This window comes from Nocardia sp. NPDC057227 (assembly GCF_042669725.1).
Lineage (GTDB): Bacteria > Actinomycetota > Actinomycetes > Mycobacteriales > Mycobacteriaceae > Nocardia > Nocardia asteroides_A.
The window spans coordinates 76,298-90,456 of sequence record NZ_JBHUXA010000028.1 but is presented as its reverse complement, the minus strand read 5'-3'; the positions used below and the strand labels follow the sequence as shown (position 1 = coordinate 90,456).

Genomic DNA, 14,159 nt, shown 5'->3' with positions numbered 1-14,159 from the left:
GCTGCCCGGGCCGGGGGGGGGTTCCGGCCGCGATTTCGGCCGGGGGGGCGGCCTCCCCCGCTCCCGGCCGTCGCCTACTGTGGGCCGCGACCCCTCGGGATCGCGGCCCACTGTCGTGCAGGACAGCTGCCGAACCGGACCTACAGGTACTGCCCGGTGTTCGACTCGGTGTCGATGGCCCGGCTGGCACTGGCGTTCTTGCCGGTGACGAGCGTGCGGATGTACACGATCCGCTCACCCTTCTTGCCGGAGATCCGCGCCCAGTCGTCCGGATTCGTGGTGTTGGGCAGGTCCTCGTTCTCGGAGAACTCGTCCACGATCGAATCGTAGAGGTGCTGGATGCGCAGCCCGGGGTTGCCGGTGTCGAGCACCGCCTTGATGGCGTACTTCTTGGCGCGGTCCACGATGTTCTGGATCATGGCGCCGGAGTTGAAGTCCTTGAAGTACAGGACCTCCTTGTCCCCGTTGGCGTAGGTGACCTCGAGGAAGCGGTTGTCCTCGCTCTCCGCGTACATCCGGTCCACGACCCGCTCGATCATGGTGCGGATGCAGAGCGTCTTGTCGCCACCGAACTCGGCGACGTCGTCGGCGTGCAGCGGCAGCGTGTCGGTCAGGTACTTGGAGAAGATGTCCTGCGCGGACTCCGCGTCCGGCCGCTCGATCTTGATCTTCACGTCCAGCCGGCCCGGCCGCAGGATGGCGGGGTCGATCATGTCCTCGCGGTTGGAGGCGCCGATCACGATGACGTTCTCCAGCCCCTCCACGCCGTCGATCTCGCTGAGCAGCTGCGGGACCACGGTGGTCTCCACGTCCGAGGAGACGCCGGAGCCGCGGGTGCGGAAGATCGAGTCCATCTCGTCGAAGAACACGATCACCGGGGTGCCCTCGGAGGCCTTCTCGCGCGCCCGCTGGAAGATGATCCGGATGTGCCGCTCGGTCTCGCCGACGAACTTGTTCAGCAGCTCCGGGCCCTTGATGTTGAGGAAGAAGGACCTGGCCTCCTTGGCGTCCTCGCCGCGGGCCTCGGCGATCTTCTTGGCCAGCGAGTTCGCCACCGCCTTGGCGATCAGCGTCTTGCCGCAGCCGGGCGGGCCGTAGAGCAGCACGCCCTTGGGCGGGCGCAGCGCGTACTCGCGGAACAGATCCTTGTGCAGGAAGGGCAGCTCGACCGCGTCCCTGATCTGCTCGATCTGCCTGCCGAGGCCGCCGATGTCGGTGTAGTCGACGTCCGGCACCTCCTCCAGCACGAGATCCTCGACCTCGGCCTTGGGGACCCGCTCGAAGGCGAACCCGGCCTTGGTGTCGACGAGCAGCGAGTCGCCGGGGCGCAGCTTGCGGATCGGGGAGTCCGGGTCCTCGAGGTCGTCGGCCTCGGAGAGCTTGCTGAGCGGGCCGGAGAGCCACACCACCCGCTCCTCGTCGGCGTGCCCGACGACGAGGGCGCGGCGGCCGTCGTCCAGGATCTCCCGGAGCGTGCCGATCTCGCCGATGGCGTCGAAGGTGCCCGCCTCGACGACCGTGAGCGCCTCGTTGAGCCGGACCGTCTGGCCGTACTCGAGCGTGTCGGTGTCGATATTCGGCGAGCAGGTCAGCCGCATCTTCCGGCCGGAGGTGAAGACGTCGACCGTCTGGTCCTCGTAGGCGCCGATCAGGATGCCGTAGCCGCTCGGCGGCTGACCGAGCCGGTCGACCTCCTCGCGGAGCGCGATCAGCTGCTGGCGTGCCTCCTTGAGGGTGTCCATCAGCTTGGTGTTGCGAATCGTGAGCGAATCGATGCGGGCCTCGAACTCGCGCCCGCGCTCCGGCGAATCGGCGAGTTGCCTGCGGAGTGCAGCCGCCTCGGCCCGAACCGCCTCGAGCTCTCTCCAGGCCGCCGAATCCGAATTCTCGATGGGGCTCATGTGCTGCTCCTCCCAGTCCCGGTCTATCAACGCTACCGGGCGCGAACCGTTCTCGCTGTCCGACATGGTTTCGTCGTGATCACATCTCTGCTGCGACCGGCCGCCGATCCACCATGTTAGCCTGCCCTAACAAACCCCGGCGGGTCCTCTCGCCGATAAACCGAAAGGTTGCCGAGATGCTCCTTCCTTCCCGTGCACTGCGTGTGTCCGTGGGTACCGTCGCCGCGGCGGTCGCCGTTACGCTCGGCCTCGTCGGCTGTGGTTCGGACGACTCGTCCGACACCGCCGCCACGAGCACCAGTGCCGTCGCGAGCAGCGCCGCCGCCTCGTCCTCGACGGCGGCCGCGTCCAGCTCGCAGGCGGCGGGCAACACCGCCCAGCCGACCCCGGCGCAGCTCCAGGCCACCCTGGACAAGCTGGCCGATCCGGCCACGCCGACCGCCGACAAGACCGCGGTGGTGGTGGACGGTGAGAAGCGCGCCGCTGCCATCGAGCAGCTGACCCAGGCACTCGCCGGGTACGGCAAGCTCACCTTCACGGTGTCCGATGTCACTGTGGCGGGCAACACGGCGACCGCGCCGACCGTGATCACCTCGCCCAACGGCGCCGCCCCGGCCATCCCGCTCACCTGGGAGAACGTCGGCGGAAGCTGGAAGCTGTCGGATGCGACGGCGTGCACGCTGCTCGGCTTCGCGCAGATCCCCTGCGCCTGATCGCCGCGCGGGTGCCGGGTACCGGGCGGGAGCCCGTACCCGGCACCACCCGCACCGCGACCCTGCGTTTCCACGCTGCCATTGTTCCCCGGCGGGCGGATTCCGGCACCGGAATCTCACGGATGCGATTCAGCCCTTCGACGGCCGACGCTGCGGTTTGGGCGCCACCTGGCCCTCCGCGAGCCTGCGCGCGCTGACCAGGAACGCGGTGTGCCCCTGCATCCGGTGCTCCGGCCGCACCGCGAGCCCGACCACGTGCCAGGGCCGCACCAGCGACTCCCAGGAGCGCGGCTCGGTCCAGCACTGCTGCTCGCGCAGCGCCTCGACCACCTTGGAGAGCTGGGTGACGGTCGCCACGTAGACGATCAGCACCCCGCCGGGCACGAGCGCGCCGGAGACCGCGGGCAGCGCGTCCCACGGCGCGAGCATGTCCAGCACCACCCGGTCCACCGGTTCGCCGTCGTAGGCGGCCACGTCGGCGATCGTGAGCGACCAGTTCGCCGGTCGTTCGCCGAAGAATCGCTCGACATTGCGCACCGCGTGCTCGGCGTGGTCGTCGCGGATCTCGTAGGAGATCACCTCGCCCTCCGGCCCGACCGCGCGCAGCAGCGAGCAGGTGAGCGCGCCGGAGCCGGCCCCGGCCTCCAGCACCCGCGCGCCGGGGAAGACGTCGCCCTCGTGCACGATCTGCGCCGCGTCCTTGGGGTAGATGACGGCGGCGCCGCGCGGCATGGAGAGCACGTAGTCGACCAGCAGCGGGCGCAGGGCCAGGTAGGGGGTGCCGTTGGTGGAGTTGACCACGCTGCCCTCGGGCGCGTCGATCAGGTCGTCGTGGCTGATCGCGCCGCGGTGGGTGTGGAACTCCTTCCCCGGTTCCAGGATCACCGTGTGCAGCCTGCCCTTGGCGTCGGTCAGCTGCACCCGGTCCCCGATGGTGAATGGCCCGGTCCGTCTGGCCGTCATGGATCTCCGTTCGCTGGTCGTTGTCCGGTACCACCGCACGACCGGTGACGGTCGGCGTGTCGGTACCGCCGGATAGCCTGCCAGGTATGTCGCTGCCCGTGTCCACGCCCCCTGCCGGTCCGCCGCCGGGGCCGCCCGGCCCGGGCCCGGCCGAGCCGAGCGGGCTCGCGCTCTCCCCCTCGCGCGCCGCCGATTTCAAGCAGTGCCCGCTCAAGTACCGCTTCCGCGCGGTGGATCGGCTGCCGGAGGCGCCGTCGCGGCAGGCGGTGCGCGGCACCGTCGTGCACGCGGTGCTGGAGCGGCTCTTCGAACTGCCCGCCGCACAGCGCGTTCCGGAGGCGGCCGATGCGCTGCTGCCCGCGGCGTGGGAGCGGGTGCGCGCCGAGCGGCCGGAGGCGGGCGAGCTGATCTCGGACGCGGAGTTCCCGGTCTTCGCCGAGGAGGTGACGGCGCTGCTGACGAGCTACTACCGGCTGGAGGATCCGACGGCGTTCGACCCGGAATCCTGCGAGCTGCGGCTGGAGACGGAGTCCTCGGACGGGGTGCCGCTGCGCGGCTTCGTCGACCGGATCGACGCCGGGCCGGACGGCGCGCTGCGGGTGGTCGACTACAAGACCGGCAAGGCGCCGGGGGTCACCCAGGAGACCAGGGCGCTGTTCCAGCTGAAGTTCTACGCGCTCATGATGTTGCGCACCCGCGGCGTCGTCCCGGCCGAGCTGCGGCTGATCTACCTGGCCGACGAGCAGGTGCTCACCTACACCCCCGACGCGGCCGAGCTGGAGCGCTTCGAGCGCACCCTCGCCGCGCTCTGGCGCGCGGTCGCCGAGGCGGTGCGAACCGGCGATTTCCGGCCCAGCACCGGATGGCTCTGCGCCTACTGCGATTTCAAGCCGCTCTGCCCCGCGTACGGCGGCACCCCGCCGCCGTACCCGGGGCCTCCCGCGGCGTCAGACCTCGAAATTACGGAACAGCAGGATTGACAAACCGAGTCCGACAACGAGATTCACGAGCACGGCGGAGCCGAAGACCAGGACCGGGCGGCGACCCGCCTCGCGCAGCCCGCGCACCGAGAACTCCAGCCCGATGGAGACGAAGGCGAGGATCAGGAAGTCGGTGCGCAGGTCGTTGACGAGGGTGATGTGCTCCTTGCCGGTCGCCGCGGAGACCTGCTGCAGGTAGATCGTGCCGATCACCGAGGCGGCGATGAAGCCGAGCACGAACTTCGGGAACCGCGCCCAGAACTCGCCGAGCTTCGGCCGGGCCGCGCCATCGGTGCGCTCGATCCGGAGCGTGAAGTAGGCGGTGAGCGCGATGGCGACCAGCCCGATCAGCGCGTTCTGGGTGGTCTTCACGATGGTCGCGATCTGCAGCGCCTCCTCGCCAGCCAGCGCGCCGGAGGCGGCGACCGCGGCGGTGGTGTCGATGTTGCCGCCGATCCAGGCGCCCGCCACCGCGTCGGAGAGCCCGAACACATCGGCCAGCCAGGGCAGCAGGAAGATCGAGGGCAGCGCGAAGAGGATGACCAGCGAGGCGGCGTAGGCGATCTGCTCGCGCCTGGCCTGCACCGCGCCCGCCGCCGCGATGGCGGCGCTCACCCCGCAGATGGAGACGGCGGAGGCGAGCAGTGCGCGCAGTTTGTCGTCGATGCCGAGCCGCCCGGCGAACCACCAGGTGAAGCCGAAGACGATGGTGATCAGCAGCAGCGCCTGCAGGATCGCCGGCCCGGCCGCGGTGACGAGGAGCTTCAGGTTGACGGATGCCCCGAGCAGCACCACGCCGGTCTTGATGAAGAACTCGGTGCGGAACCCGGCGGCGAGCCGGTCGCGCAGCCCGAGGCTGCTGAGCACCACATTGCCGATGAGCCCGAGTGCGATGGCGTACACCGGGAACTCGACCGCCCTGGCGACCCGGGAGAAGGTCCCCTCGGCCGCCCATTTCGGCACGTTGATCTCCAGGTACCTGGTGAGGCCGCCGAGCACGAGCACAACGGCGAGCCCGAGCAGCACGTCCTGCACCCGCACCGGCCGCTCGGCCCCGGCGATGGCATCGGTCTCGGTGGCCGTGCCGGGAGCCCGCTGCTCCGGATCGCTCATCAGGGCACCAGCCATCCGGGGACGACGCCGGCCAGGATCAGGACGAGCAGGACCAGCCCGACGATGGTGGCGAGCCAGTCCTCGTTCAGCGGAAATCGGCGCTCGGGCTGCGGTGATGGTGACGACACGGCGGTTCTCCTCGTGCTAGCGGGCAGGGCGCACCGTAGCAACGCCCCGCCCGCCCGCACACCGATTGCCTTTCCGCGGAACGCAATCCTTGACGAGCGCGCTCAGAAGGCTCGGCAGGACCTGATGTCGGTCGCGAGGATCGCCTTCGCGCCCAGCTCGGCCAGCCGGTCCATGAGGTCGTTGCCCTGCTTGCGCGGCACCAGCGCACGCACCGCCACCCAGTCGGCGTCGGCCAGCGGGGAGACCGTCGGCGACTCCAGCCCCGGGGTGATGAGCACCGCCCGATCCAGCAGCTTCTTGGGGCAGTCGTAGTCCAGCATGAGGTACTGCTGGGCGAAGACCACGCCCTGGATCCGGGCGACCAGCTGGTTGCGGGCCCGGTCGCCGGTGCCGGAGTCGGCCTGCTCGACCAGCACGCCCTCGGAATCGCAGAGCGACTCGCCGAACGCCACCAGGTTGTGCTGGCGCAGCGTGCGGCCGGAGCCGACCACGTCGGCGATGGCGTCGGCGACGCCGAGCTGGATGGAGATCTCCACCGCGCCGTCCAGCCGGATGACCTCGGCGGTCAGCCCGCGGGCGGCCAGGTCGGCCCGGACCAGGTTCGGGTAGGAGGTTGCGATCCGCTTGCCTGCCAGTTGCTCGACCGACCACGGCTGCCCCTGCGGCGCGGCGTAGCGGAAGCTGGAGCGGCCGAAGCCGAGCGCGAGCCGCTCCTTCACCGGCGCGCCGGAATCCAGGGCGAGGTCGCGGCCGGTGATGCCGAGGTCGAGCTCGCCGGAGCCGACGTAGATGGCGATGTCCTTGGGGCGGAGGAAGAAGAATTCGACCTGGTTGGCCGGGTCCAGCACGGTCAGGTCGCGGGAATCGGTCCGGGTGCGGTATCCGGCCTCGGCGAGGATGGAGGAAGCGGATTCGGACAGCGAGCCCTTGTTGGGTACGGCGACGCGCAGCACGATGGGGTCCTTTCGGGGTGGGGTGAGTGCTCTCGACGGTCGACGGGGTGTCGGCGCAGTGCCGTCACAGATGTCGGTACACGTCGTCCAGCGTCAGCCCGCGGCCCACCATCAGCACCTGTACCCAGTACAGGAGCTGGGAGATCTCCTCGGCGAGGGCGTCGTCGCTCTCGTGCTCGGCGGCGATCCAGACCTCGCCCGCCTCCTCGAGCACCTTCTTGCCCTGGGTGTGCACCCCCGCGTCCAGCGCGGCCACGGTTCCCGAACCCTCGGGGCGGGTGGCGGCGCGGTCCTGCAGCTCGGCGAACAGGGCCTCGAAGTTCTTCACGCGGGTCATTCTTTCAGACCCGGGTGGTCCCCCTCCGTTCCGGTGCCGCGACGGGGACGCCCGCCGCGGCACCGGCCGAGCTCAGCCCGCGTCGGTCGCCAGCAGTTCGCGCAGGTCCGCGACGGCGGTGCGGAGGTGCTCCGCGAAGGCGTGCATCTCCCCGGCCACCGGCTGCGGGGTGGCGAGGTAGAGCTTCCACCGGTCCGGCAGCAGCACGTAGGCGACGCCGATGCAGCTCGGGCTGGTGGAGCCGAAACCGAACTGGCGGATGTGCACCGACGGCGCCGAGCTGGTGCTCAGGTAGTCGTCGCGCAGGATCCGCCAGCCCGGGCTGGTGTACAGCGGCAGCGGCTCGGTGACCCCGAGCTCGGCGCCCCGGCGGCGCTGGATCCACTCCAGCTCCCACAGGTGCTGCTCGGGCGCGGCGCCGGCCTGGCACTGCCTGGCCCGCTCCACGTGCGCCGCCGCGGCGGCCCGCGCGGCGGCCAGCTTGGCCTCGGTGGACGCGCCCGCGTCCTCGAAGGCGTCCACGAAGGCGATGATCTCCGGGGTGATCACCCGCATGGCCTCGGTACGGCCGTTGCGCCACTGCCTGGTCGCGATGGACTCGTAGGTCGCGCCGGTGAAGCCCTTGCTGCGCCGGTGCGCGATCTGGTAGCTGAGCTGCGCGAACGCGTCCGGGCTTATCTTCAGCGCCTTGGCCGCCTCGGTGCCGAAGTCGTCGAAGGAGACCACCTGGGTCGCGTTCGCCGCGGCGTAGTCGGCGAAATCGGCGGCGGCCGCGGCGATGTCGGCGCGCTGCGCGGCGGTCAGGGTGAACTCGATCGGCTCGACCGGAGGCAGCCCCTGCCCGCGGGCACCCGAGCGCTCCGCGTGCTCGGCGAGCGGGGTGCCGAGCAGGGTGTCGACGAAGGAGAGGACGGTGGTGCCGTCCAGCCCGCAGTGCTCGATGTTGATCCCGGCCTGGCCGTCGGCGAAGACGACGAAGGTGACGGCCTTGTCGAAGTACCGGTTGCCGCTGTCGCCGTGCAGCAGCTGGTCGCTGGCCTGCTGCTCGTCCCGCGGCGCGAAATCCTCCAGCGCGACCACGAACAGCGCCGACTCGATGGTCTCGACGGCCGCGGCGTTGCCAGGGTCGGCCAGCAGCTCGGCCCGGCTCGCGGCCCACTCCGCGCGGGCCTTGGTGGTCAGGTGCCCGATCGCGGTATCGGTGGCGGCGGCCTTCGCCCCCGCCTTGAGCACCGCGCGCAGCCCGTCGGTGATGTCCTCGGCCGAGTAGGGCGCGCCCTCCGGGCCGACCACGTCGAGCCGGAAGGCGTTGCCGCGGTGGAAGACCAGGATGTGCCGCGCGGTGGCGGGGCCGGGGTACTCGTCGGAGTAGGGCACCCGCACCGAGTCCTGCTCCGCGCCGGGAATCCTGGTCTCGGCGAACAGGTACTTGTTCTGCCACATGGAGAGCTGCTTGCCGCGCTGGGTGACCGGCGGAATCTCCTCGGCGTCGAGCGCGAGCTTGTAGTCGACGGCGGCGAGCGTGATGGCGGCGGCCCGCTCGGCCTGGTCGGCCGAGGTGGCGGCGGCGAGCGGGGTGTCGTCGCGGAACAGGAAGAAGAAGTTCGCGTTCAGCGCGATCCGGTCGCGGCGGCCCAGGTAGCGGGAGGGCCAGAACAGGTCGAGCCAGCTGCCGACGCCGGGGGTGGCGTCGTACTCGGCGAGCGCGGCGTGCAGGGTGCGGCCGGGGCCGTCCGGGCGCAGCAGGTCGGCCACGGCGGCCTCGGTGGCGGCGCGCTCGTCGTCGGTGAGGAGCGGGGCGCTCCACTCCAGGAACCGGGCGGCGCTGTCGTCCAGGGTCGGCAGCGGCACCCTCGGCAGCTGGTCCTCGGCGGCGAAGGTTCGTGGGCTCACGAGTTGTCCTCGGGGTCGGCGGAGTGTTCCGGTAGCGGTCGGGAGAGATGAAGGGTCGCATACAGCGATCCGTCGGCCTCGTACCCGGTGGTGTCGATGCCCTTGTCCGCCAACGCCTTCAACACCTGCGCCTGTTCGTCGGCGGAGGCGAAGCGCCGCTGTGCGTGGAGTCCGGGCACCTGTTCGGTGCGGTACCCGAGCGCCGCGAGCTCCGCGGCGACGGGACCGTAGTCGAACATGCGCAGCACGAAGTGTGCCATCCACGGCCTGCGCCGCGGATGCGCGGTGGCCACCCGCACCAGCGTCTTCTCGGTGACATAACCGATGCACCCGGTGGAGATCACCAGGTCGGCGCGGGCCAGCACCTCGCGCTGATCCTCGTCCGGATCGGCCGACTCCAGGTCGGCGTGCACCACCTCGTCCAGCAGCCCGGCCTCGGCCGCGTACTCCAGCGCCGGGCGCGACGCGTCGATCCCGAGGAAGCGGGCGTCCACGCCCGGCACCTCGGCCCTCCCCTTGTCGAGCGCGAGCGCGGAATCCCGGTCGGTGGTGCCCGCGTAGCTCTCGGCGAGCTCGGCGAGGCTGGTGCCGAAGCGCAGCAGCGCCGCGTTCACCCCGTAGGAGCAGCCGATGTCGAGCACCGTCGGCACCGCGACCCGGGCCGAGGCCCGGTACTCGCGGAGCTGCTGCTGGAAGAAGGGTGCCGCCGAATCGGGGATCGAATAGCCCAGCTCCGACATCCGCCCGTAGTACTCGCGGGGATCGGGGCGATCGTAGATGTGATCGAAGGAGGCTTTCCCGGTCGTGTGCAAGGGTACCGGCACTGTGCGTTCCTCTCGGTCGAGCCAGAAATCAATCGAGTAATCGGTCACCGCGGACGGCGGAGGCCGCCGCGGCGACATGGTCCGGCAGCACCCGGCCGAAAAGCTGCCTGGTCCGTTCCACGGTGCCGATCACACCGGGCCGGTCGGTGTAGGCGAAGATCGCCGAATGCCGCTGCACCGCGCCGGAAACCGGGGAGACGCGGTGCAGGGAGAAACGCCCCTGGAAGAGCTGCAGATCGCCGGGGCGCAGGTCGAGGCTGCGCACGGGGTAGTCGCCCGCACCGGTGAGGACGGCGCGGACGTCGTCCAGGTTCTCCGCCTCGGTGCTGCGGATGTTCGGGCAGAACTCGAAGACGCCCCCCGCCTCGGCGGGCTGGGTGAGCATGCTGACGGTGAACTCGTTGGTGTCGAAGTGCCACGGGTGCGACATGCCGGGGGCCACCACATTGAGGCAGAGCCCGGCCAGCGGGTCGGCGAATTCGTGCAGCCCGGGCAGCCCGAAGCAGTCGGCGACGAAGCGCTGGAAGACCTCGCTCACGTACAGCCGGTGGATCAGCGCGTCGGCGGGGATCAGATCCCGCGGCACGAAGGCATTGCCGCGCTCGAGCACGATGGCGCCCGGATGATCCTGTGGCAGTTCGGAATCGAGCGGGATGTTGTAGGCGTTGACCCGCTCCACCTTGTAGTAGGCGTCCGGCGCGATGGCAGCGCCCTGCGTGCGCAGCGTCTCGACCAGCTCCGGCCGGACGAACTCGCGCAGGACGTGGCAGCCGGTGGCGGCCAGATCGGTTCTGGCGGCGCCGACCGCGGCGCGCCACCCCTCCCCCTCGGGATCTGCCAGCGGATACCGTGCGGTATCGACGATTTCGTCGAGGACCCCCATCACCGTCATGGCGATATTGTGGGGCAGCGCGCGGGGAACACGCCCGGGATTCGCCGAGCTGCCCGGTGACTACTGTCACACGTCCGACGTGCGCATATTCCTGTTGCCACGCAGTAACTCTCGCTACGGGCGGACGGCGGGCTCACGTTCGCCGGAGGTGAGCACGGCGCTCAGATCGGCCATCGAGAGCCCGGTCAGCGATTCCCGGAAAACGAGTCCGGGCGCGGCGGGAACGGCGATCTCGCAGGGCACGACCAGGACCGCACAGCCGGCGGCGGCCGCCGCGGCGGAACCGGTCGCCGAGTCCTCGATCGCGACGCAGTCGCCGGGGTCGGCGCCGAGGAGTTCGGCGGCGCGCAGGTAGACGTCCGGCTCCGGTTTGCCGTGCGGCACCTCGTCGCCGCAGACGGTGACCCTGAAATTGTCGCGGCCGAGCGTATTCAAGGCGAGTTCGGTCAGTGACCGCTTGGTGTTGGTGACCAGTGCGGCGGGCACCCCGGCCGCGGCGATCATCGCCAGCGCCTCGACCGCGCCCGGCCGCCACGGGATCGGGCCGGTCATGAGCGCGGTGACGCGGCGCTCCAGGAACTCGCCCGCCGCCACGAGCGCATCGCGGGTCGGCTCGATGCCGAGACCGGTGAACATGATGCGCAGCGCGTTCGGCCCGGAGGCGCCGATCAGGGCGTGCCTGATCTCGTCGGTCATCTCGCGACCGTGCTCCCTGGCCAGCTCGCGAACCGCGACGTCCCACAGCTTCTCGGAGTCGAGCAGGGTGCCGTCCATGTCCCAGAGCACACCCGCCGGTCGGGTCATCGTGGTCCGCCTCTCTCGTGCCGCCGCCGGTCAGCCTATCGGGACGGCCGTACCGGTGCCGGTCAGAGCCCCGAGCCCGCGATCAGGACGCGGCCGCCCTCGTTGGCCACCCGGAACCAGCGGCTCTCCGAGCTGGTACCGCCGCCGGCCAGGGTGTAGGTGAGCGACGCCACCACGGTGTCCGGGCCGGTCGGGGTGATCGAGCCGACCCGCACCCCGCGGATCGTCGACCAGAACTGCGAGTACGCGCCGAAGCCGCCGGTCTGCGCCTGGTACCCCGGGGAGAGCTGCGCCCACGCGCCGTTGATGTCGCCCGGCAGCATGCCGTAGTAGCCCTGCACGAACTGGGCCTGCTGCTCCGGGGTCGGCGGGCCGTTCTGCGGGGCCGGGGCGTTCGAGGTGGCCGGGGCCGGGGCCTCCGTGGTCGGCGCCGGAGCCTCCGTGGTCACGGCAGAGGTGCTCGGGGGTGCCGCCTGCTGGTCGTCGTCGCCGGTGCCGCGGGCGATCAGGGCGATGAGCACGCCCGCCAGGACGATCACCGCGAGGGCGATCGCGCCCAGCGCGGTCAGCTGCAGCCGCTTGCCCGCCGCCGGGTCGCGGCGGGGCGGGGTGTACTCGAGCGGGGTGACGGGGGTCGGGCGCGCGGCGGCCGCGAAGGCGGCGTAATCCGGGGTGTAGGGCGGGTCGCCCGCGGTGGGTGGGAGCGCGGTGGTGGCGGGGTCAGGGTTCGGGTCGGCCCCGGGTGCTGTCCCGGAGGCCGATGGACCGCTCCCGGCCGCACTCGGGGCGGCCGCGCCCGAATCGGCGGAGACACCGCCGGCTGCCACCGCGGAGCCCGCGAGTACACCGCCGGCCGCAGCGGAGTCGTCTGTGGCACCGGAACCCGAGGCCGCATCGCCGGCAGACCTTCCCGCCGCACCAGAACCCGAGGCTGCGTCGCCGGCAGACCTTCCCGCCGCACCGGAGCCCGAGGCGCCGCCGTCGGCAGACTTTTCCGCCGCACCGGAACCCGAGGCCGCATCGCCGGCGGACGTTCCCGCGGTACCGGAACCCGAGGCGCCGCCGTCGGCAGGGGCCGCTGTCGCGCCGGAATCCGAAATGGCGCCCGCCGCATCGGAACCCGGAGCGGCGCTCCCGGCCGCGCTCGACGCGGCACCGCTCGCGTCATCGCTCGGCGAGGCCGCGCCGGAATCCGCGGCCGCACTTCCGCCGGCACCGGAGTTCGAGGCGGCAGCGACACTCACAGCCGCCGCCACACCGGCCGCGGGCGAGCCGTCCCGCTTGCGCAACTCGACCCGCTCGCCGGAGCCGGGCGCGGGCGCGCTCTCCGCCCCCGGCCCACCTCCGGCACCGGCTACCGAACCGCCGGTCGGCCCCTGCGGCACCCGGGCAGGCCCGGACCCCGGAGCGACCGGCCCGTTCCCCGGCCCGTAAACCCCGGGCGCACCGGACCCCGGCCCGTAGGCGGGCCGAAACGCGTTCGCCCGCGGCCCCGGCGGCGGAACACTGCGCGGATCGTTCGGCGGCGGCCCCCCGAACCGCCCGGGATCAGGCAGCACGGTGGTCCCACTCGGCCCGGCCAGTACGGCGGTCCGCGGATATCCACCGGGCGGCAGCACCGTGGTCGGCCCGGCGGGCCGCCCGACGGCGACCCCCTCGAGCACCCCGGCCGCCTCCTGCATGGTCGGCCGCGCGTCTGGCGTCGGCGCGAGCAGCTGCATCAGCACCGGCCCGAGCGCCCCCGCGTGCTGCGGCGGCTGCACATGCCCCCGCGCCACGGCGTGCAGCACCGCGAGCGGATTGTCCCCCTCGCCGAACGGCGGACTCCCGGTCACCGCGGCGTAGAGCGTCGACCCCAGCGCGAACACGTCGGAAGCGGGCTCCCCGTCCTCCCCGCGCGCCACTTCGGGCGCCAGGTACGCGGGAGTCCCCGCGAGAAATCCGGTCGCGGTGACGGTCACATCGCCGACCGCCCTGGAGATCCCGAAGTCCGTGATCTTGACCGTGCCGTCATCCCCGACGAGCAGATTCCCCGGCTTCACATCCCGATGCAGAATCCCGGCCCGGTGCGCGGCGCCCAGCGCGGCAGCGGCCTGCGCCCCGATCCGCGCCACCTCCATCGGCGGCAGCGTCCGCCCCCCGGAGATCCGCGCGGCCAGACTCGGCGCGTCCATGAACTCCATGACGAGCCACGGCCGCCCGTCCTCCTCGGCCACGTCGAAGACGGTGATGGCGTTCGGATGGTGCAGCCGGGCGGCGATCCGCCCCTCGCGCATGGCCCGCGCCCGCGCCTCGACCTTCTGCGACGGCGTGAGCCCCGGATCCAGCCGCAGTTGCTTGACCGCGACGGTCCGCTGCAACCGGACGTCGGTCGCCTTCCACACGACGCCCATGGCGCCGGTGCCGATCGGATCGGAGAGCCGATACCGTCCCGCGATCAACCGGTCCGACGTCATCTGATCGTGCTCCTTCCCGCCGAGCAGTACCGCAACTCGGCGCACGAGCTCCGGAGCCCGGCGAAAATCCTACGCCCCGAGCCGCTTCGACTCCGAACGGGCCGCACGCCACCCGGTGCGGCACACGACGAGCGCTCCGGTGCGCGATGTCCGACAGTGGCATACCCGGAACGGGCCGTTCCATCGGCGGACCTCAGCACG

Annotated in this window: 13 protein-coding genes; 2 read left to right on the top strand and 11 right to left on the bottom strand. The window is 71.7% G+C overall.

What is annotated here, in order from left to right; genetic code table 11:
- Positions 1-140: 140 nt before the first annotated feature.
- Complete coding sequence (arc, locus tag ACFUJ1_RS29170; protein WP_378650531.1) at positions 141-1,901, bottom strand: proteasome ATPase; 1,761 nt, start codon at positions 1,899-1,901, stop codon at positions 141-143.
- Positions 1,902-2,110: 209 nt separating this feature from the next.
- On the opposite strand from arc, the gene ACFUJ1_RS29165 reads away from it, so the two are divergent.
- Positions 2,111-2,614, top strand: a complete 504-nt coding sequence (locus ACFUJ1_RS29165; protein WP_378650530.1) for a hypothetical protein — start codon at positions 2,111-2,113, stop codon at positions 2,612-2,614.
- A gap of 129 nt (positions 2,615-2,743) precedes the next feature.
- Here ACFUJ1_RS29165 and ACFUJ1_RS29160 read toward each other — a convergent pair whose 3' ends face one another.
- A complete protein-coding gene (locus ACFUJ1_RS29160; protein ID WP_378650529.1) occupies positions 2,744-3,577 on the bottom strand; it encodes a tRNA (adenine-N1)-methyltransferase in 834 nt (277 codons plus the stop codon).
- Between the two features lie 92 nt (positions 3,578-3,669).
- On the opposite strand from ACFUJ1_RS29160, the gene ACFUJ1_RS29155 reads away from it, so the two are divergent.
- A complete protein-coding gene (locus tag ACFUJ1_RS29155) occupies positions 3,670-4,557 on the top strand; it encodes a RecB family exonuclease (RefSeq protein WP_378650533.1) in 888 nt (295 codons plus the stop codon).
- On the opposite strand, the gene ACFUJ1_RS29150 is transcribed toward ACFUJ1_RS29155, so the two are convergent.
- The 9 genes from ACFUJ1_RS29150 to ACFUJ1_RS29110 form a co-directional block, all read right to left on the bottom strand.
- Positions 4,525-5,670, bottom strand: coding sequence for a YeiH family protein (locus tag ACFUJ1_RS29150; RefSeq protein WP_378650528.1), 1,146 nt, complete (start codon positions 5,668-5,670; stop codon positions 4,525-4,527). The two genes, ACFUJ1_RS29155 and ACFUJ1_RS29150, sit on opposite strands and share 33 nt — an antisense overlap.
- The gene (locus tag ACFUJ1_RS29145; RefSeq protein WP_378650527.1) at positions 5,670-5,798 is read right to left on the bottom strand and encodes a hypothetical protein; all 129 of its coding nucleotides are present in this window, start codon (positions 5,796-5,798) and stop codon (positions 5,670-5,672) included. The genes ACFUJ1_RS29150 and ACFUJ1_RS29145 overlap by 1 nt, the downstream gene beginning before the upstream one ends.
- 102 nt (positions 5,799-5,900) lie before the next feature.
- Positions 5,901-6,752: an ATP phosphoribosyltransferase gene (gene hisG / locus ACFUJ1_RS29140; RefSeq protein WP_378650526.1), complete on the bottom strand. Its 852-nt coding sequence runs from the start codon at positions 6,750-6,752 to the stop codon at positions 5,901-5,903.
- A 64-nt stretch (positions 6,753-6,816) separates the two neighbouring features.
- Complete coding sequence (locus tag ACFUJ1_RS29135) at positions 6,817-7,080, bottom strand: phosphoribosyl-ATP diphosphatase (RefSeq protein ID WP_067659283.1); 264 nt, start codon at positions 7,078-7,080, stop codon at positions 6,817-6,819.
- An 81-nt stretch (positions 7,081-7,161) separates the two neighbouring features.
- Positions 7,162-8,982: a choline/carnitine O-acyltransferase gene (locus ACFUJ1_RS29130; RefSeq protein WP_378650525.1), complete on the bottom strand. Its 1,821-nt coding sequence runs from the start codon at positions 8,980-8,982 to the stop codon at positions 7,162-7,164.
- Positions 8,979-9,722 (bottom strand): class I SAM-dependent methyltransferase, encoded by a 744-nt coding sequence (locus tag ACFUJ1_RS29125; RefSeq protein ID WP_378650524.1) that lies wholly within the window; start codon positions 9,720-9,722, stop codon positions 8,979-8,981. The genes ACFUJ1_RS29130 and ACFUJ1_RS29125 overlap by 4 nt, the downstream gene beginning before the upstream one ends.
- A 112-nt stretch (positions 9,723-9,834) precedes the next feature.
- Positions 9,835-10,698 (bottom strand): arpA protein, encoded by an 864-nt coding sequence (locus ACFUJ1_RS29120; RefSeq protein WP_378650523.1) that lies wholly within the window; start codon positions 10,696-10,698, stop codon positions 9,835-9,837.
- 114 nt (positions 10,699-10,812) lie between these two features.
- Entirely contained in the window at positions 10,813-11,502 is a 690-nt protein-coding gene (locus tag ACFUJ1_RS29115; protein ID WP_378650522.1) for an HAD family hydrolase, read from the bottom strand.
- A 62-nt stretch (positions 11,503-11,564) separates the two neighbouring features.
- Positions 11,565-13,958, bottom strand: a complete 2,394-nt coding sequence (locus ACFUJ1_RS29110) for a protein kinase (protein WP_378650521.1) — start codon at positions 13,956-13,958, stop codon at positions 11,565-11,567.
- Positions 13,959-14,159 lie beyond the last annotated feature (201 nt).